Here is an 18974-nt window from a genome sequence, read left to right on the forward strand (position 1 = left end):
GGGCGTCACTCCCCGGCGGTGGCGAGGGCGGCGGCGATCTCGTCCAGGGCGAGGGAGTGCGCGCCCTTGACCAGGATCAGCGCCTTGGGGGGCAGGGGGCCGTCGAGGAGCGGGAGGACGTCGTCCCGGCCGGTGACGTGGTCCACGGTGCTCACACCGGCTTCGCGGGCGGCGGCGGCCAGGGTGGCGGCGTTCGGGCCGCCCACGGTGATCAGGCGGCCGACGCCGCGGGCCGCGGCGAGCGCGCCCACTTCGCGGTGGATCTCCTCGGCCTGGTCGCCGAGTTCCGCCATCTCGCCCAGGACCGCGATCACGGGCCGGTCTCCGGCGAGGTGGGCGAGGCTGTCCAGCGCGGCCCGCGTCGCCTCCGGGGAGGCATTGAAGGCGTCGTTGACGATGGTCACTCCGTCGGGCCGGTCGGTGACCTCCATCCGGGCGCCGGAGACGATCCGGGCCCCGTCCAGCCCCCGGGCTACCGTCTCGAAGGGCACCCCGGCGGCCAGGGCGAGCGCGGCGGCGGCCAGGGCGTTGGTGATGTGGTGGCCGCCGAACACGTCGGGGCTCACCGTCGCGGACTGTCCTTGGGCGTGCAGGGTGAAGGCGAGCCGGCCGGCGCCGTTCAGGGTGATGTCCTCGGCGCGTACGTCGCAGTCCGGCGTGGTGCCGAAGAGCAGCACCGAGGCGGACGTCTTGTCGGCCATGGCCCGCACCAGCGGATCGTCACCGTTGAGGACCGCGATGCCGCCCTCGGCCGCCGGCGGGAGCGCGGCGACGATCTCCGCCTTGGCCTCGGCGATGCCCTCGCGGCTGCCGAACTCGCCCAGGTGGGCGGTGCCCACGTTCAGCACCGCACTGACCCGGGGACGGGCGATGCCGGTCAGGTAGCTGATGTGCCCCTTCCCGCGGGCGCCCATCTCCAGGACCAGGTACCGCGTGTACTTCTCGGTGCGCAGGATGGTGGTCGGGAACCCGATCTCGTTGTTGAACGAGCGCACGTTGGCGACGGTGGGCCCGTCGAGCTGGAGAACGTGAAGCAGCAGGTCTTTCGTGCTGGTCTTCCCGGCCGAGCCGGTGAGCGCCAGGACGAGGCCGGTGTACCGGTCGGCGACCGCGCGGGCGATGTCGCCGAGCGCGGCGGTCACGTCGGGGACCATCACGGCGGGCACCGTGACCGGCGAGGAGGCCAGGACGGCAACGGCGCCGTCCGCGACGGCCCCGGCGGCGAAGGCGTGGCCATCGGTACGGGTGCCGGGCAGACAGGCGAACAGGCCGCCCGGGTGGACGGCGCGGCTGTCGAAGGACAGCGGGCCCGACACGACCGTCTCCGGGTGCGCGTCGGCGAGACGGCCGCCGGTCGCGTCGGCGATCTCCTGCAAGGTCAGCGGAATCAACGGATCTCCAAGGGTGACGGGGTGCAGAGCACGGAAGCGGGCAAGGGGGTGCCGTACGGCCGGGCGACGAGGCCCGGCCGGTCGGCGGGGCGGGTCACGGGTGCAGGGCGGGGAAGGTGACGGCCCGTCCGGTGTAGGACGCGGCCAGGCGGGACAGCGGTACGCAGTCGTGGTCCTGGCCCCACCGGGAGGGGTCGCGGATGAAGACGTCCGGCCCGCCCGGACCGGTGGCGGGGTCGGTGTGGCCGTGGGCGATGACGAGGTGGCCGCCGCGGCGTCCGTCGTCGGGGAACTTCTCCGTGACGGAGACGATCAGCGGCGCGGCCGTCAGCCGGTCGAGGAGGTCAGCGGCCGGTACGGGTTCCGCGCGGCCCGGGACGCCGAGCTGTTCGGCGATCTCGGCGAGACCGGCATGGAGCCAGCCCCGTTCGGTGAGCGCCCCGTGGGCGACGCCGAGCTTCAGCAGTTCCGTGACGGTCGGCGCCGGTTTGCCGTAGGCGAGGAGGATCATCCGCAGACCGGCCATGCCGCAGGCCCGGTTGGACCACTCGATCCGGTCGCCGAGTTCGGCGCCGCCCTCGCGCTCCCACTCGTGTTCGGTGATGAGCTGACGGCACATCGGCACGGGGTGCAGACACGGCATGCGGGCCGACTCCTCACGCTCGCTCACCCGGCGATGAGCAGCGGATCGGGGCTGAGAGGCACATCGTATGTGTGCCGGGTCATGGCCTCATGCAGGACGGCCCGCACGGTCTCGGCGTGGCTGATCCCGCACAGTTCGGCCCCGGCGGCGAAGTTCGAGCCCGCCGACATGCCCGGGGTCGGGTTGACCTCCAGCCCGAAAGGGTGCCCGTCGCCGTCGACCATGAAATCGACCCGGGCCATGCCCCGGCAGCCCAGCCGTTCCCACAGCACGCGCGCGTGGGCGGTCAGCGCCGTGACCGTCCGCGCAGGCAGATCGGCCGCAGACACCGACACCATGTCGCCGTCCCCGGCCGCGTCGAGCTTGGTCTCTGCGTCGTACCACTGCCCGGCGCCCACCTCGGTCGCCAGCGGCGGGAAGACGAGCACCCCGCCCGGCAGCTCCAGCAGACCGACCGTCACCGGGGTGCCGGTGACGATCTCCTCCACCAGGACCCGGGGGGCCGGGGACGGGTCGGTCTCCGCGGCCTCCGCGAGGGCGCGGGCGAAGTCGTCCTCTTCGCGCACCAGGTTCATGCCGACGCTGGAGCCGCCGAGCGGTGGTTTGACCATGACCGGGCCGTGCCAGCCGAGCGCCTGGCCCGTCCACTCCCGCCAGTCGGGGGTGGGCACCCCCAGCCCGCGCATGTACTCCTTGCACAGGATCTTGTCGGCGGCCACCGCGCACGCCGGCACACCGCTGCCGCAGTACGGCACACGGAGGTAGTCGAGGAGCCCTTGCAGGCGGCCGTCCTCCCCGAACGGGCCGTGCAGGTTGGGCAGCACCACATCCACCCCGGGCCCGGCGAGCTGCGCCACGAACCCGGGTGCCGTCGGGTCGAGGACCCGCACCCTCGCGCCCAGCGCGGTCAGGGCCTCCCGCAGCGCGGTCACGGACAACTGATCCACGGGGCTCTTGGCCAGGTAGAGCCGGTCTTCGGCCGACAGCCCCCCGTACGCCACGGCCACATCCAGACCGCGGGGGCTCCACTCGCGCAGGCCGCTGATCTCCCGGTCCACCGCTTCCCGGTCGCCGGCATCGATGAACGTCGTGGTCACAGCAGCTCCAACTCTCCGCGGAAGGAATGGACGACGGGGCCGCCGACCCAATAGGACCCGGGCCGCTCCGGGTTCTGCGAGACCGTCAGCGGCGTTCCGGCCCGGTTGTGCACGGTCACCGGCCCCGGGGTGACCACCCCGTGACGGGCGGCGATCACCGCAGCGGCCACCGCCCCCGAGCCGCACGACAGCGTCTCGGCCTCCACCCCGCGCTCATAGGTGCGGATGCGCACCGCGTGCGGGTCCACCGGGTGGACGAAGTTCACGTTCGTCCCGACCGGCGCGAGGTCCGGGTGATGGCGCACCAGGCGGCCGAGCCCTTCGACGTCCACGGCGTCCACGTCGTCCACCAGGGCGACCACGTGTTCGGTGCCGGTGTGTACGGCGTCGAAGCTCCAGCGCGCATCCTGCCAGCGGGTTTCCACCCGCCCCGGCGCCACCTCCCCGGCCTCGGCGGTGACCCGCACATGCCCGTTGTGCACGGTCGCCTCATGACGGACACCGGCCATCATCAGACTCATGGCGGTGAACCCGTGGGCCTCGGCCGCCGTCCAGGCGACGCAGCGCAGCGCGTTGCCGCACATGGTCGCGAGCGACCCGTCCGCGTTGATGCAGATCACGTCCAGCACGGGGGCCGGATCTTTGTCCACCAGCGTGCTCAGGACCAGGCCGTCAGCACCGACGCCGGTACGCCGCGCGCACAGCCGGGGCGCCTCCGCGCGCCAGTCCCGGGACGGCTGGGGATCGGTGAGCAGCACGAAGTCGTTCCCGGCTCCGTGGACCTTCAGGAACTCCACAACAGGGCCTCTCTTCCAGGGCAGTTGCAGGGATCGGGGCACGCCGAAGCCACGAACGGGCAGTTCAACGGGGTGGGCGGGCGCGGCGGCCGGGTGTCCACGCTGGCCGACCCGGAGCCGTGCCGGAAGCGTCTGCCCTGTTGCTCCGGGTTGCGGCCACGAGCAACAGGGAGCAACACCGAGGCGGCTACCGCCCCCGCGCCGCCGCCGTTACAGTGCGCTGACCGCCCGTGTTCGGAGATGCACACAGCGGAGGTGCGATGGCCCACACACGCCGTCCCCCGGCCGGCAGCCGCCACCGCGGCCACCTCCTGACCCGGGCCCGGAAAGCGCGAGGGTGGAGCCAGACGGAGACGGCCCGCCGCTTACGCGAACGCAGCCGCGAACTCGGCCACCCGATCCAGACCGGCCGCGACGGCGTCTGTCACTGGGAACACGACCGCGAGCCGGACCACCCCACCCAACTCGTCATCGCGTCCGTGCTCGGTGTTCCGCCCACTGCGGTCGATGAGCGACCATGGCCTGAGTGGTTGTCCGAGGACCCCGCCCAGCGGCCAACTCCGCTGCCGTGGACGCTTCTCGGCGCCTCCCAGTCCCTGACCGAACTCGCAAGGGGTGCCATGGGCGTCACGCGTCGAGAACTCGTTCTGATCTCCGGCGGCACCCTGACCGCCGCCCTGTTGAACTGGCTCACGGCCGATCCGGTCGCCGCCGGGCAGCTCACCACCGGCCGGCGCATCGGCGAAGCGGGGGTGGCCAAGATCGAGGCCCGCGCCCAGATGCTCCGCGAGACCGACGACGAGGACGGCGGCGGCTCCGTACTCGCCGAGGCGTCCAGCGCCCTGGCCCTGGTCAACGGCATCATTCACCACCGCACCTACAGCGACGCGCACGGCGCCCGCCTGTACGCGGCAGCCGCCGACCTTGCCCGCCAGCGCGCCGCCGCCCTGTTCGACACCCGGGGCGACTGCGCCGACGACACGTTCATGACCGCCCTGCGCGCGGCCCGCGTCGCCCAGGACGACGCCCTCGGCGCCAACGTTCTGTCGTTCTGGTGCGTCTCCGCCTACAACACGGGCCGCCTCCACGACGCCGAGCACATGGCCACCGCCGCACTCGCCGCCGTCCGTGGCCGTAGCAACCCCCGCGTCGAGGCGATGATGCACAGCCGCCGGGGCCGCGCCCGCGCCCACCTCGGCGACGCCCGGTGCTGGGCGGATTTCGACCGCGCGGAAACCCTCCTGACCCGGGCCGACAAGCAGCAGGACCAGGCGCCCCAATGGGCGTACTGGTTCGACCGCGCGGAGATCCTTGGCGCCCGCGCCTCCAGCCACCGCGACATGGGCCAGCACGACCGCGCAGAGGCCGCGTTCGTCCAGGCCGACGAGCTGTTCGGACCCACCACCGTCCGCACCCACGCCGTCTACCTGTGCCGGATGGCTGACGCCCAGTACGCCCAGGGCGAGTTGGAGCGCGCCTGTTCCACGGCCGGCACCGCGCTGGACCTCACCGAGACCATCAGCTCACACCGCACGACCGCGCCCCTGCTCGATCTCGCCGACCGGCTCGGAACCCACCGCACCACCCCGGCCGCACGCGACTTCATCGACCGCGCGCACACCGTGCTCGCCGCCTGACCGCAGCTTGCCCCGTGAACCGCTGTTCCTGTGCGGTGCCGGGCACCAACACCCGCGGGCCGGACGTTGCTACGCGCTCTTGGGCGGCCGGATGGTCGTAACCGTGATCACGGGCGGCTCAGTCGCCGGGCTCACCATGTAGGTGACCGCGAGCGCACCGAGCAGGCCGGTACGGTCGCCCTCCGCGCCCGCCGTACGCGCCAGGGCGGGGCGCCGTTGCATGATCACCGGTGAATTGTCGCGCAGGCCAACCGGTCCTTGTAGCCGTCGAACTCCACACAGAGCCGACTCCCATTCGGGAACGACCGGTTCACCCTCCACGACGCGTACTCGAACTTGTATCCCTGCACGTCACGGGTATTGGTGAACTTCCAGCCCCGTACCTGACGCGTCCACATCCACTCGCCATCGTGCCTCTGCCACAGCGAGACCCGAGCTTTGGCGCCCGCCTCCTGGCCGTCGAGGATCGCCCGCACTTCCTTCACGCGCAGGCCCTCCCCAATCACACCGATGTGCACAGGGCCGTCGTCTCCGCCGCCCGTCGCATGCGCGACAGGCCCGGCAGCCAGGAGAACAGCCGTTACGGCCGCCGTCAGAATGCGTCCGCGCACGTCAGACCCTCCTCATGCAGCCCTGGGGAACCTGACCACCGCGGACCACACGCCACAAGTGCCCACCTCCGCACTCCTGGTACGCGTTGCCGCTCTCCGTCCGGCCGACCGCCACAACGCACGAGGTGACGACATCGCCGCGACGAAGCCAGCGATCGACGGGAGAACCGGGCTTGGCCACCGGCCCGTCATCCCCCGCAGGCCTACGCACGGCCACCTTCCGGGCCGCCACCTTCCAATGCGTCGTACACCCCGGCGCTTTGCCCGCAGCGACCGTCTCGGGAGGCGCGAACGAGTCGGCCGAGGCATCCGGCGCCACGCAGGCCCCCGCGCCCGAGGGTGCGTTATCCGTTCTGGGAACGGATAACGGCGACCGTTCCCTTTCGCTACAGTGGGCGCGTGCTCTCCGCGCGAGCGGAGATGGGCCCGTGATCGTTCAGTCGCGTAGGTCGAACGCACCTTTGTCCCCGCCGACGCGGGGGTGGTCCTTCAAAGACGTGCAGAACCTTCCCCACGGGGAAGTGCTCCCCGCCGCTGCGGGGCTGAAGTGCCGTCTGCTCCCTGCCGCGCAGGGAGGATCCACCGTGCCTCAACGGCAGTGACGATCTTGTGTGCTCCCCGCGCCTGCGGGGGCGACTCGAAAGGTGAGCCGACGTGTCCCGCACACCCACTCAGCCCCATCCCTTGGCCCCGTACGCCAACCGGATTGATCCTCAGGGGGTCTATACGGTCCGCGGGATCGCAGCCCTACTGGGCATGGCACGCGCCGGCGTCAGCGGCATGGCGACTTACGGCCTCCTGCCCGGCAGCAGGATGCGCCCCCACGCCCGCGGGGGCCGTCAGCATGTCTGGACTGGCACCCAGCTGCTCCGCATCGCCAAGCGGCCCGTGCGCGTGCAATACGACCACGAGAGGTTCGCCCCGGCGACCCTGTACCGGGTCGGCTGCCGCTGCCACGCGTGCGTGGCCGCCCACAGCGCCGAGAGCCTGGAGCGTCGGCGGGCCCTTGCCGAAGAAGCATTCACCGCCGAACAACGCAAGCGCGTCTTGGATTTGGTCGAGGCACAGACGTCCGTTGCCGAGGCGGCGGAGGAGGCCAGGGTGACGCTGCACCAGGTCTACGGCCGCGCGAACTGGGACGCCGAGTTCGCCGAGGAGCTGGACGAGGCCGGATGGTCCCTGTGCGTGCTGGGACAGGACCACCCTCAGTGCAGCACGGCCAGTGGATACCGGGGCAACGAAAAAGGCCTGGCACACCGCCCGCCGTGCCGGGGAACCGGCTGTCGAGAATGGCGCCGCGACATGTCCCAGCAGGAGCGCGCCGGTCACGGTGAGCATCCGAGGTGAGTTTCCCGCTAAGGGCAGTTGCGCGCGGCCTTGTGGATCAGCTCCACTATGTGTCGTGGGTCGGTGAGGTCCGGTATGACGTGATCGGCTCCTGCGGATGCCAGACGCTCCGCCGACGTGGTTCCCGAGGCGACGCCGACGACTTGCGCGCCTCCCTCCTGGCCGGTTCTCACGTCCTGGAGCGAGTCGCCGACGATGACGGTGTTCTCGCAGGTGAACGTATGGCCGTATGCCGTCGTGGCTCTGTTCTGGGCGATCCGTACCAGGGCGGGGCGGTGGGAGTCGTCGGAGGCGTAGCCGCCGACCGTCGTGTCGACGTACTTCGTGAGGGAGAACGCGGACAGTTTGATCTCGGCGCTTGCTCTGAGATTGCCGGTGACGATCGTCGGGACAAGGAGCGGGGACTCGCGGACTGCTGACAGGGCCTCGACGGCGCCGGGCATCAGGTGACCGTCGCGGCGCACTGCCTCGCGGTGCCGGTACAGCTGTCCGGGCAGGCGGTCGACCATGAGGCGTGCGAGGTCGTCGGTCTGCGTCCCGGGGACGCCGTTGGCCGAGAGGAGTTCGCGCACAGCGAGCGGCATCGTGACGCCGGTCCCTCGGGCGGGAAGCTGCTGTGCCTCGCGTCCGACGACGTCGCGGAACACCTCGCGGTACACCTGGCGGTCGGTCTCTCCGGCGTACAGCAGCGTCCGGTCGATGTCCCAGAGGACCAGGATCATGTGAGGGCCCGCTCTTCGAGGACCGCCTCGCCGCGGTCGAGGAGCGGGCGGGCGGGCGCGGCGCGGTGGAACTGGCGGGCCTCGGCCAGCATCGCCCGGAGGTGTTCGTCGAGGCGGGCGGACTGGATGCCGTTCACCATGGTGAGTACGTCCTGTGCGGTGGCGAAGCCTGCATCGGCGTCACCCGCCCGCATCTGTGCTGTTGCCGCGCGGGAGAGGAACTGGGCCTTCGTGCGCGTTTCCTGGTGGCTCAATGTGGCCCTGGCGTCGGCGAAGGCGGCGGCGGCTTCGGCCGGGCGGTCCAGGTCGAGGAAACAACTGCCCCGTTGGCCGAGGATCTCGCCGGGGTTGATCCAGTACAGCCAGTGCGGATCGTTCTCGCCGGGGCCGTCGGCGCACAGCGCTTCCGCTTCGTCGAGGGCTGCCAGCGCGTGCCGTTCCTCGCGGAGCCGGGCATGGCCTCGGGCCTGCCGGGTGAGGAGCATGGCGTGCAGCGCGGGCGCGTCCTGGTCGTGGATGCTCTGGCGCGCGGTCCTGGCGGCGGTGACGGCCTGGCGGGGGTCGCCGACCGAGTATCCGTGGATGGCCAGGAAGGACAGGGCGCCCGCGCGGAGGCGGGAGTCCGCTGATGCGTGAGCTGCGCGCAGCGCGCCCACGAGCAGCCGCTGGGCCTCTTCGTGCCTGCCGCTGTCGAACGTGTACCACCCGGTTTGGATGGCGGTGTCTGCGGTGACCGCCGCGAGGTGCCGACCCGTTCGCTCGTCGTAGGTCCCGCTCTTCAGCAGCCCGAGCAGGACCCTCAGGTGCAGCCGGGCCGTGCCGGCCAGGGTTCCGCTGCCGCTGGTCGCGTCCAGGTGCCGCAGCGCGTCTGTGGTGGTCTGCAGGGAGGTGAGCAGCGGGGCGGTCACCCGGGTCCCGTCTCTGCGGTCCGCGGCCAGTGCCTCGGTGGGGGCGATGGCCGACTGCAGGACGTATTGGGCGACGCCGACTCCACTCAAGGTCATCACGCTTCGACGCTTCATAGGACCTGAACCTCCGACAGCAACTTCAAGTGACGTCACCATACGGTCCGCTGTCCACGGCATCGCGGGGTCGAGCGTGTCCAAAACAACCATCTCGTCCCGGTCCGCGAGCGGAGTAAGGAGGAGCGGTCGCAAGTCCGAAGGAATGCCCAGGCCGTTGAGGAGATCGACGATGGATTCCCGGCCGCCGAGCTGCTTGCGCCCGTTCTCAAGGTCCGAAATATGCGACTGTGTGAGCCCGGTGAGGGCGCGTATGCCCATCTGGGACAACCCAGACCGGCGGCGCAGTAAGCGAATCAGCTCCCCGAAGTCCCAAGCGGCCAGGGCCCGTTGTATCCGCTCGTCGCGCCATGCGCGGTCGGGGATCACGGGCGCGGTGCCGGTGCGTGAGCAGAGTGCGCACACGGGATCGGGGTTGTACTTGCTCAGCGTGCTTCCGCACTCGCCGCACGCGCGGACCGGCATCTTCATGGCAGCACCTGCCGTCTGGGTTAGTCCGAACTCACGCCTCAATACAGGCTATGACAGATCGATATCGCTGTAGCGATATCGCCGGAGCGATGCAGGCCGATCTGCGCCACCTCCACACTCTGTGACACCACGCAGCACGACAACATCCATTGGCGATATCGGACTACGTGGTGCTCTGTGCCCATTTCGCGAATGCGGGACCGGGGTTTATCCCGCCTGCCTTGAGGTTCTGAGCAGAGGCTGCCGGAACCGGGTCGGCCACCTGCCCCCCCCAGCAGGGACTGCCGCCGCACCTTGCCCCCACCCCCAATCCTGAGGCCGTCATGTCCTATTCATCATTGACCGGTGCCACCCGCAGTGTCCGCCGCGGAGGCCCCGCGACTCCCCCCGATGGCATGGACCTGATCGTCAGTCCTGTCGGTCCCGACTCTGACCTGCGGGCCGCGCTGGAAGACCTGAAAATGGGGCGCTACTTAGCTGCCCGCGACCTGCTCGTCCGGACGGGGGTGAACTGGGCCCTGCTCGGGCGCCGTTGCCAGTTGCTCGTGTCCGACCCCGGCGTACGCGGTGCCATCAGGATGTGGCGGGATGAAGAACCGCACAGCCATCACGCGTCCCTGCTGTGGGCTCGGGCCCTGACCCAGGGGGCGCTGCAGCTCCACCATGAGGGCAGGGCTGACAAGGTGGTGCGCCGTGCCGGGGAGATGGCCCACGCGGAGTGGAACCGGGCGGGATCCCTGTGGCCGGGGTCTCCGGAGCCGTGGAACGGCCGTCTTCAGCTGGCCCGGCTTCCGTACGATCCGAAGCTCCTCGACCCCAACTGGCGAATCCGCGAAGCGCCGTGGGACCGGCTGAAGTCCGTCGACATGCATTTCCCCGGGCCGTGGCCCCTGCTGGCCGAGGCGAACCGGCGTCACCCCGGCAGCCGGGATGCGCACCACCGGATGCGCGAATATTTCCTGCAGCACGGCGGGGCTGTTGCTTCCCTCCAGTACTCGCAGTGGACAGTCTCGGCCCGTCGGCCGAATCCCGAACTACAGCTGCTGCCGCTGTACGCCCGCATGGACGTGTACCGGGAACGGCACGGCCGCGGTCAGAGCGGCGCTCTCGGGTTCTGGCAGACGGAACAGGCACACCACGTCGCGATGCGGGCCTACACGGAGTGGCTCGCCCAGGTTCCCGTCGCCGAGCACCGATGGCTCTCGCCCTGGGACCTGAACCATCTGGCGCACGCCCTGGTGTCCTGCGGCGAGAACGGCCCGGCCCGGCAGGTGTTCCACGCTCTGGGCCCCTATGTCACGCCTCAGCCGTGGAAGGACGTCAACACCAGCCTCGGCCGTAGCCAGCACTGGACGGACGAATTCCTCCGCATCCGTGCCGCCGTCCTGAAGTAGGGCCCGCCCGGTGAACGCCCGCGCCCCGCCCTCCGCGCCGTGCGCCTGCGCCTGCGCCTCTCTTCCACCGTCCCCGCGCCTTCGCCTCTCCTGAAAGTGGATTACGTGTCCCACAGAACCGTCACACCGACGTCGCCGGATGACGATGCCGTCCTGCAAGCCCTCGGGATCAAGCCCGAACTGTCCCGCAAAATGGGCACGTCCGGGAACTACGCGATCAGCCTCACGGTCATCTGTGTCCTGGCCGGCGGCATGTCCCTGTTCGGGTTCGGCCTCGGTCATGGCGGACCCGTCGTCATGCTCGGCAGCTGGGTCGTGATCGGCGGCCTGACGCTGCTGGTCGGCATGTCGCTGGCCGACGTGGTCTCCGCCTACCCGACCTCCGGCGGGCCGTACTTCATGGCCGAGAAGCTCGGCGGCAAGCTCGCGGGCTGGACCACCGGCTGGCTGAACCTGCTCGGCCTGCTCGGCGCCATCGCGGGCATCGACTACGGCGCCGCCACGTTCATCGGCGCCTTCGCACAGCTCCAGTGGGACATCGCCCCCACGCCGGCCGCCACCATGCTGATATTCGGCGCCATTCTGCTGCTGCACGGGCTGATCAACTCCGCGGGCGTGCGCCTGGTCACCATCCTGAACTCGGTCTCGGTGTGGTGGCAGCTCCTAGGTGTCGCCATCATCGTCGGCACGCTCACCTTCGCCCCGGCCCAGCACCAGTCGGCCAGTTTCGTGTTCACGCACTTCCACAACGACACCGGCTTCTCCTCCCCCTTCTACGTCGTACTCATCGGCTGCCTCCTCCCCGGCTACACCTTCTGCGGCTATGACGCCTCCGCGCACGTGGCCGAGGAGACCAAGGACGCGCAGATCTCCGCGCCGACGGGCATGGTCCGCTCCATCTGGGTGTCCCTGCTGGCCGGGTTCGTGCTCCTCGCCGGTCTGCTGTTTGCCATGCAGGACTACACGGCCACCCAGAACACGCCGACAGGGGTGGCCCCCGCACAGATCTTCCTCGACGTCCTGGGTGCCTCCGGGGCCAAAGCGTTGCTGCTGATCGTCATCGTGGCGATGCTGTTCTGCGGCAACGCCGAGGTCGCCGCGGCCAGCCGCATGATCTACGCGTTCTCCCGCAGCCGTGCCCTGCCCGGCTGGAAGAGCTGGCGGCGCGTCAACTCCCGGACCAAGACACCCACGCGGGCCGTGTGGTTCGCCGTCGTCGTCCCATTCGTGCTCGCCCTGCCTGCCCTGTGGTCGCCCGCCGCCTACGGCGCGATCACAGCGATCAACGCGGTCGGCATGATTCCCGCCTACGGCATCCCCGTCTTCCTGGCCCTGCGCAAGGGACGCGACTACCAGCCCGGTCCCTGGACGCTGGGGCGCTGGCGGCGGCCGGTCGGCGTGATCGCCGTCGTCTACGTGATCACCATCACCGTCGTTTTCTGCCTGCCGCAGTCGAAACCCATCACCACGGAGTCCTTCAACTACGCCGGCGTGACCCTGCTGGTCGCGCTGCTGTTCGCCACGGTCACCTGGATGACCCGCGGCAAGCGGGACTACCAGCTCGCCGCCGCAGGCACCGCCCTCCGCGGGGAAGAGGCAACGTTCGCCGAGGGGGGTTTCTGATGACCACGGGGAAAATCGTCCGTCCCAGCGGGCCCTGGCTGTCCGGGGCGGTCGACGGGAAGGGGCTTCGGGACGCCGTCGACGACGGGCGTATCACCGAGATCTTGCTCGGTACACCGGACATGCGGGGACGCCTGAAGGGCAAGGTCTTCAAGGCGCCGGTGTTCCTGGAACAGATGACAGGAGGGGTGGAGACGTGCTCTTACGTCCTGGCGACCGACATCTTGATGACCCCCTTGGAGGGGTTCGAACTCACCGGCTGGGAACAGGGATTCGGTGATTTTCTCGTCAAGCCGGACCTGCGCACGCACGCCGGCCGGATGCTCTCCACCCGGCCCCGTACCGCCGTCGTGATCGGCTCTCCTTTCCACCACGACGGCACACCGGTCCAGGTGAGCCCCCGTCACATGCTCTGTGCCCAGCTCGACCGGATGCGTGAGCTGGGATACGAGGTGAAGGCCGGTGTGGAGAGCGAATTCGTCCTCCTCGCGGACGGCGGATCGGGCCTGGTGCCGGCGTGGAGCGAGAACCTCGACTACGCCCTGGATTTCCCGCCCGTCGTCGGCGGCTTCGCCCGGCATCTCACCGACGCCATGGCCGACGCCGTCCTCTACGAGGCGTTCAAGACGGAGGGGGCGCCGGGACAGGCCGAGGTCACGTTCGAATACGGCGATGCCCTTGAAGCCTGCGACGACTACACCGTCTTCCAGCTGATCACCCGTGATGTCGCCCGGCGGGACGGCCTGGTCCCGGCCTTCATGGCAGCCCCGCACACCGGTATCGGCAGCGGACTCCACCTGCACCTGTCGCTGTGGACCGACCACGACGATCCGGGATTCGCCCACCACCGCGGGGACGACCTGCCGCCGCTGATGACGCACGCCATCGCGGGCCTCATCACCGTTCTGCCGAACCTGGCCCCGCTGTACTGGCCCAACCCCAACTCCTACAAGCGCCTCCAGCCGCACAGCTTCGCCCCCACCCGCTACAACTGGGGCATCGATCACCGCGGCTGCGCCGTCCGCGTCACCGGTGACGGCAAGGGCGCCCACCTGGAGGTCCGCCTCGCTGGCGCCGATGCCAACGCCTACCTCGCCCTCACCGCCTACATCGCTGCGATGACCCACGGCATCGAGAAGAGGCTGCCGCTGCAGCCGGCCTGCGAAGGCGACGCCTACCAGGACACCAGCGCGATTCCCGTCCACGCCGACCTGGCCGAAGCACTCCAGCACTTCGAACACAGCCCCGCCGCGACCAGCCTGCTCGGCAAGAACGTCGTGGAGCACTACGCCCATGCCGCACACACCGAGCTCGAATGGCATCGCCGTCACGTCACCGACACGGAACGGCTTCGCGGAATTCGCTGATCTCTCTGCCGCCGGGAGATTTTTCCCCCGTCGGCGGAGGGTTGAACGCCCTTGTTCCCTGCACCGGACGGCGGCGCGGGGAGCAAGGGTCCAGCTCCCGGCCTCTGATCCGGCCGGGGGGGTCTGAATTCCTGACGGGTCCGGACCCCGTCCCGGTCTCCGCGGGTGGTACCCGCGGGGGCCGGGACCACATTCGCAGACTCCGCAGGCGACCTAGACCCTGCGGACGGTGCCCGGCCCACGTTCTCCCGGGCGGGCACCACCTCGTCCCGCACACCAACACCCCTACAGGAAAAGGCAGTTCACGACATGACAAAGTCACGGCCATCTACCCGCCCATGGAGGGACACCCCAAGCTGGTGACGGGACTCCTGGACCGTGACCAGCTGTAGGACCCCAGCCCCCTTGCGCGGACCCCGTCCGCCCGCGCAGGGGGGCCGGACACGGCGTGACCGGCATCGGGTCCCGGGAATCGGGACGCCGAGCCGACAGCGATCTCGACGCGAAATGCCAACTCCGAGAGGCCGAGACCGCCCTCGAAAAGGCCACATTGAGGTCAGGGACCGTCGGCGGATACCACCCGACCGCCCGCCCCGGACACCGGCGACCGGATCACCGTCCTCTACCGGGTGACCGACCCCGAGGGTCCCGACAGCCCCGGCCGCGTGACGGTACTGTTCGTGATCTCCGGGCCGTAGCCCCGGCCACGACCGACGGCACCCCGCACCCCCCTGTGGCGGGGTGCCGTTGCACGATCACCGGTGAATCGTTGCGCAGGCCAACCGGTCCTTGTAGCCGTCGAACTCCACACAGAGCCGGGCCCCGTGCGGGAACGAGCGGTTCACCCTCCACGACGCGTACTCGAACTTGTATCCCTGCACGTCACGGGCATCGGTGTACTTCCAGCCTTGAACCTGACGCGTCCACATCCACTCGCCATCGCGTTTCTGCCACAGCGAGACGCGAGCCCTGGCGCCCGCCTCCTGGCCGTCGAGCATCGCGCGGACCTCCTTCACGCGTAGGCCCTGCCCAATTACACCGATGTGTACAGGGCCGTCGTCTCCGCCGCCCGACGCATGCGCGACAGGCCCGGCAGCCAGCAAGGCAGCCGTAACAGCCGCCGTCAGAATCCGTCCGCGCACGTCAGACCCTCCCCATGCAGCCCTGGGGAACCTGACCACCGCGGACCACGCGCCACAAGTGCCCACCGCTGCACTCCTGGTACGCGTTGCCGCTCTCCGTCCGGCCGACCGCCACAACGCACGAGGTGACGACGTCCCTACGACGAAGCCAGTGATCGACGGGAGAACCGGGCTTGGCCGCCGGCCCGTCATTCCACGCAGGCCTGCGCACGGCCACCCTCCCGGCCGTCACCTCCCACTTCGTCGTACACCTCGGTGCCTTGCCCGCAGCAACCGGTCCGGGAGGCGCGAGCGCGCTGGCCGAGGCCTCCGGCGCCACGCAGGCCCCCGCAAGCAGGGTCACCCCGAGCACGGCCATCATCGTCATGAATCTGTTCATATTCGAAGAACCGACCCGGCACAGGTACGTCACGGCCTGACACCCGGGATCACCCACCCGAGGCCCAGGAATACGAGGACCTACAGCACAGCGGGCCCCGCTTCTCCCAGTTCGGGGAGCCGGTACCCCGCGAGGTTTCCCTCATTTCGCCGGACGAGGTGTGGCGAGATAGGTGTGCAGGCCGACCCCGGGGTCCCGGATGTACGCGTCTGCCCTGCCGGGGTGCCCGGCAGGAGGCCGCCCCAGGGAAGGAAGCCCAGCCGATGAACGTCAACGACCCGCTCATGCCCGGAGGAGGCGACCGGCCCTCTCTGTCCGCGCTGATCCTGGCAGTGGTGGCCGCCGTCCTCGCCGCGCAGAGCGAGGCGTGGGCGAGCGCACTGGGAACGGCGGCCACTGTCTACACCGTCCTTGCCAGCGGCAACCAGAACCGCAGGAGCTGACCATGGCCCGTACGAAACCCTCCGCCCTCGAACGCGCGATGGTCGCCGCAGTCGGGGAACACGGATTCACTGTCAGTCCCACCCAGTTGGAACGCTGGCGCAGCCAGTTGTGGCTGCCCCGGACCGCGGAGTGGACCGACCCCGAGACGGGCGAACTCCGCCCCGAGATCGTGCACCGGGCCGCCGCCATGAGGGGAATCTCCAAGACCGGCCGCACCATCAGCTGGTTCGGCTGGGTCTTCTGGGCGATCGACGCCACCCCCGAGAGCACGGCACGACTGCGGGCGGCGGTGGCCGACGCCTTCAAGCGGCCATTCCGGAAGGCCGGAATCGACTTCGACCAGATCCCCCAGGGCGATTCCGACGAAGCATTCGAGGCCCGTCAGGAGATGGCGGCCCGGATGCTCAAGGATCGGCACTGCCCCCGCCGGGACTTCGACGGGGCCCTGCGCGCGGGCGCGGCCGACGCCGAATTCGAGCTCCCGCCATCCCGATCGGTGTCCAACATCGGCCACCCGGCCCTGATGAGCCCGGGCGCCCGGCTGATGCTCGGCGGCGCTCAGGACGTCGGGTTCGACGAGATGGCGGAGGCGTGGGAGGCCGCCATGCCCGGCAACCCCGAGATGATCGAGCACATCCGCGCCGCCCAGCGCGACGCCGCCCTCGCCGGCGTCGACCTGTTCGCACAGTCCCCCCTCGCGGACGGTCTGCCCGGCCTGATGCGCGCTGTCCGGGAGGCCGACGGCAAACGGCTGTGTACGGCGGTGCTCGCCTGTACCAAGGCGAGCACTGCTCTGACCATGCTCCTGGCGCATGCGGTGACCGAGCCCGAGATCTTGCGGACCCTGATGGCGCATGAGATGTGGGACCAGTGGGTTCGCGTCGGCTACGCCCCCGTCCCCGGGGTCGGCGGTGAGGTCGCGGTCTCCATGAGCGTCTTCCAACACCTCCTCATGCCCGAATGGGCCGAGGGTCTGGAGCGCTACCAGACCCTCATGGACACGCTCCTGACCCAGCCCGCCACCGTGTGATCACCTCCAGGCCCGGAGGTCGAGGACTCGCACGCGGTGCAGTTGATGCCCGGGATTCAGGCGTGTAGCCCCCGGACGGCGGCTGCGGCGGCAGCGGGGTCGGCGACCACAGTTCCTTTCCGGGTCGATGGCGGTACGGGCGAGCCGTGCAAGAAGGCCCCGGTGTCCTATCTCTGACCCACAGTGCAAAGTAGCCCGCTACGGCTGAACGCCAGATGCTCGGCGACAGCAGGCGCTGATCAGCGATGGGGGTTGAGGGCACGCAGATGCTCCGGGAAGCGGGGGTCGCGCTGCGGCGGGGAGACGATTCCGGTTGCCGGGTTGAGGTGTCCCCACGCCCCGCGCTTGCCCCGCCCGCACAGCATGAGGGTCATGGTCGCGCCCGGGTCCGTGTGCAGCGCGGCCACCTCGTGGTATAGGTTCCGGCCCACGGCGTTGGCGGTGCCCTGCACGTGCTCCTTGCCCGTCTCCGCATGGACCTGGTCGCCGTCGAGGACGTACCGGTCCTCGGTGTAACCGCCGAGTAGGATCTTGGACTCGAATGGCCACGGGTGCGAGTGCGGACAGGGAGCGCCGTCCGTCCCCCGGATGTCGGGCGCGTACCAGACGTTGATCTTGACGGTCCGGTCCCGGTCCTCGACGAGCGTGAGTTCGGCCTTGCTGAGCCGACCGCTCCCGTCCGGCACGAGCCACCAGCTGGTCGGCGCGGTGAACCGCTGCCAGCTGAGCGGCCCCAACTCCGGGGCGTGAAGGGCTAATCCGGTGGCTGCGACCGTGTGCATCGCCTCGTCGACGACGAGGCCCGGGATGATCTGGGTGGTCTTCATGGCGGACCATGCTGAACCACCGAAGAGCGGTTTGACCAGGCGTTTCTTGTTTCGGGAGCATGAGGAAATCTGGAAACGCTTCCTGAACAGGCGCGTCGCCGAACGTGTTTCCTGGGCCGCTACAGCTCGAACGTCAGCTGCCCGGAGGCTTCAAGGGCGGTACGACGGGCTTCGGCCCGGGTGCGGGCGTGGTAGTTCTGGTCGTAGTGCAGGGGGCCACGGAATGATCTTGAAGGTCTGGTGAGTCACCGTACGGTCTGCGGCTGGGCCCGGGGGCCGGGGAGTTCGCCGGTCTGGAGGGCGGTGAAGTCGGCGTGGGCCGCCTCGACGGCTTCGGGGTACGCCTCGCGCTTGGCGTGCTCGGCCAGTGCCCGGTAGACGCTGGCGACGGACGGGCTCAGCCCTTTGCGCTTGCCGGTGGGGATGATCAGGTCGGGCTGGATCTGCTCGACGGACTCGCCGCCCGCCCTGCGCCGGAGCACGGTGTGGAGCATGTCGTCGGTGATGACCGGCGGCCGGCCGCCGTGCTTGCCCTTGCGGGCCGCGGTGGGGCGTCCTCTTCTACAACTGCTTCCGCGTCCCTGCGCCGCAGGGGCCCGGATTCGGCTCCTACAGCGGGGTGCTCTACGCCGTCTGCTCCGCCGGGAGTTGCGCCCTCGGCCTCTTCCTGGTCTTCAGCGCCCTGCACATCCTGTAGGACGATCGTCCCCGCCGCACCGGCCGCCGACGGCCTGTCCAGGGCGGCGACGTGGCGGGCCAGTCGCTGGTGGGCGGCCTGCCTGCTGACCCCAAGGGCGGTGCCGATGTCGGCCCACGAGCCGCCGCGGTCCTGGGCGGCACCGGCCGCCGTGACGGCGGCCGCCGCGGCGGCCGCCTCCAGCCTGGCGACGGCAGTGAGCGCGGCGAGCGGACGCCGTCCGGCGTTACGAGCATGCCGAACATGCCTGAACAACCCGCTGATATCCGTCAGGCACGGGCCCTTGTGACTACATGCCGAACATGCCTGACGGTCAATGTGCACCCGAGATAA

At 70.2% G+C, this 18974-nt stretch carries 19 protein-coding genes and 1 pseudogene; 8 read left to right on the forward strand and 12 right to left on the reverse strand.

The window, feature by feature from the left end; translation table 11 throughout:
• Positions 1-5: 5 nt before the first annotated feature.
• From ACWIHT_RS45105 to dapF, 4 genes are all read right to left on the reverse strand, one after another.
• Positions 6-1391 (reverse strand): UDP-N-acetylmuramoyl-tripeptide--D-alanyl-D-alanine ligase, encoded by a 1386-nt coding sequence (locus ACWIHT_RS45105; RefSeq protein ID WP_456174483.1) that lies wholly within the window; start codon positions 1389-1391, stop codon positions 6-8.
• Between the two features lie 94 nt (positions 1392-1485).
• Positions 1486-2061, reverse strand: a complete 576-nt coding sequence (locus tag ACWIHT_RS45110; RefSeq protein ID WP_456174484.1) for a hypothetical protein — start codon at positions 2059-2061, stop codon at positions 1486-1488.
• Complete coding sequence (locus ACWIHT_RS45115) at positions 2058-3131, reverse strand: D-alanine--D-alanine ligase family protein (RefSeq protein WP_456174485.1); 1074 nt, start codon at positions 3129-3131, stop codon at positions 2058-2060. The genes ACWIHT_RS45110 and ACWIHT_RS45115 overlap by 4 nt, the downstream gene beginning before the upstream one ends.
• Positions 3128-3928 (reverse strand): diaminopimelate epimerase, encoded by an 801-nt coding sequence (gene dapF / locus ACWIHT_RS45120; RefSeq protein WP_456174486.1) that lies wholly within the window; start codon positions 3926-3928, stop codon positions 3128-3130. Before dapF ends, ACWIHT_RS45115 begins: the two co-directional genes overlap by 4 nt.
• Positions 3929-4188: 260 nt before the next feature.
• On the opposite strand from dapF, the gene ACWIHT_RS45125 reads away from it, so the two are divergent.
• A complete protein-coding gene (locus ACWIHT_RS45125; RefSeq protein ID WP_456174487.1) occupies positions 4189-5565 on the forward strand; it encodes a transcriptional regulator in 1377 nt (458 codons plus the stop codon).
• A gap of 69 nt (positions 5566-5634) precedes the next feature.
• Here the strand turns inward: ACWIHT_RS45125 and ACWIHT_RS45130 are convergent, their stop codons facing one another.
• On the reverse strand, positions 5635-5793 hold the full coding sequence (locus tag ACWIHT_RS45130; RefSeq protein ID WP_456174488.1) for a hypothetical protein: 159 nt from the start codon (positions 5791-5793) through the stop codon (positions 5635-5637).
• Positions 5790-6176 (reverse strand): hypothetical protein, encoded by a 387-nt coding sequence (locus ACWIHT_RS45135; RefSeq protein ID WP_456174489.1) that lies wholly within the window; start codon positions 6174-6176, stop codon positions 5790-5792. The genes ACWIHT_RS45130 and ACWIHT_RS45135 overlap by 4 nt, the downstream gene beginning before the upstream one ends.
• Before the next feature lie 756 nt (positions 6177-6932).
• On the opposite strand from ACWIHT_RS45135, the gene ACWIHT_RS45140 reads away from it, so the two are divergent.
• Entirely contained in the window at positions 6933-7523 is a 591-nt protein-coding gene (locus ACWIHT_RS45140; protein ID WP_456174490.1) for a hypothetical protein, read from the forward strand.
• Positions 7524-7531: 8 nt separating this feature from the next.
• On the opposite strand, the gene ACWIHT_RS45145 is transcribed toward ACWIHT_RS45140, so the two are convergent.
• The 3 genes and pseudogenes from ACWIHT_RS45145 to ACWIHT_RS45155 all read right to left on the reverse strand — a co-directional run.
• Positions 7532-8245 (reverse strand): HAD family hydrolase, encoded by a 714-nt coding sequence (locus ACWIHT_RS45145; protein WP_456174491.1) that lies wholly within the window; start codon positions 8243-8245, stop codon positions 7532-7534.
• On the reverse strand, positions 8242-9243 hold the full coding sequence (locus ACWIHT_RS45150; RefSeq protein ID WP_456174502.1) for a helix-turn-helix domain-containing protein: 1002 nt from the start codon (positions 9241-9243) through the stop codon (positions 8242-8244). Before ACWIHT_RS45150 ends, ACWIHT_RS45145 begins: the two co-directional genes overlap by 4 nt.
• A gap of 156 nt (positions 9244-9399) precedes the next feature.
• Positions 9400-9738, reverse strand: a pseudogene (locus ACWIHT_RS45155) (helix-turn-helix domain-containing protein); the annotation flags it as partial.
• 395 nt (positions 9739-10133) lie between these two features.
• On the opposite strand from ACWIHT_RS45155, the gene ACWIHT_RS45160 reads away from it, so the two are divergent.
• The 3 genes from ACWIHT_RS45160 (at position 10134) to ACWIHT_RS45170 (ending at position 14122) form a co-directional block, all read left to right on the forward strand.
• Entirely contained in the window at positions 10134-11132 is a 999-nt protein-coding gene (locus ACWIHT_RS45160; protein WP_456174492.1) for a hypothetical protein, read from the forward strand.
• A 105-nt stretch (positions 11133-11237) separates the two neighbouring features.
• On the forward strand, positions 11238-12755 hold the full coding sequence (locus tag ACWIHT_RS45165) for an amino acid permease (RefSeq protein WP_456174493.1): 1518 nt from the start codon (positions 11238-11240) through the stop codon (positions 12753-12755).
• A complete protein-coding gene (locus ACWIHT_RS45170; protein ID WP_456174494.1) occupies positions 12755-14122 on the forward strand; it encodes a glutamine synthetase family protein in 1368 nt (455 codons plus the stop codon). The genes ACWIHT_RS45165 and ACWIHT_RS45170 overlap by 1 nt, the downstream gene beginning before the upstream one ends.
• Before the next feature lie 755 nt (positions 14123-14877).
• Here ACWIHT_RS45170 and ACWIHT_RS45175 read toward each other — a convergent pair.
• Positions 14878-15120, reverse strand: a complete 243-nt coding sequence (locus ACWIHT_RS45175; RefSeq protein ID WP_456174495.1) for a hypothetical protein — start codon at positions 15118-15120, stop codon at positions 14878-14880.
• Between the two features lie 317 nt (positions 15121-15437).
• Between ACWIHT_RS45175 and ACWIHT_RS45180 the strand changes: the two genes are divergently transcribed.
• The 3 genes from ACWIHT_RS45180 (at position 15438) to ACWIHT_RS45190 (ending at position 17117) form a co-directional block, all read left to right on the forward strand.
• On the forward strand, positions 15438-15683 hold the full coding sequence (locus ACWIHT_RS45180; RefSeq protein WP_456174496.1) for a hypothetical protein: 246 nt from the start codon (positions 15438-15440) through the stop codon (positions 15681-15683).
• Between the two features lie 223 nt (positions 15684-15906).
• Positions 15907-16086 carry a hypothetical protein gene (locus ACWIHT_RS45185; protein WP_456174497.1) on the forward strand — a complete coding sequence of 60 codons (180 nt, stop codon included), beginning with the start codon at positions 15907-15909 and terminating at the stop codon, positions 16084-16086.
• 2 nt (positions 16087-16088) lie between these two features.
• Positions 16089-17117 carry a hypothetical protein gene (locus ACWIHT_RS45190; RefSeq protein WP_456174498.1) on the forward strand — a complete coding sequence of 343 codons (1029 nt, stop codon included), beginning with the start codon at positions 16089-16091 and terminating at the stop codon, positions 17115-17117.
• A gap of 239 nt (positions 17118-17356) precedes the next feature.
• On the opposite strand, the gene ACWIHT_RS45195 is transcribed toward ACWIHT_RS45190, so the two are convergent.
• Positions 17357-17944: a hypothetical protein gene (locus ACWIHT_RS45195; protein ID WP_456174499.1), complete on the reverse strand. Its 588-nt coding sequence runs from the start codon at positions 17942-17944 to the stop codon at positions 17357-17359.
• A gap of 245 nt (positions 17945-18189) precedes the next feature.
• The gene (locus ACWIHT_RS45200; protein WP_456174500.1) at positions 18190-18438 is read right to left on the reverse strand and encodes a hypothetical protein; all 249 of its coding nucleotides are present in this window, start codon (positions 18436-18438) and stop codon (positions 18190-18192) included.
• Positions 18439-18974 lie beyond the last annotated feature (536 nt).

The sequence above is a fragment of the Streptomyces sp. NPDC002276 genome (assembly GCF_053891435.1).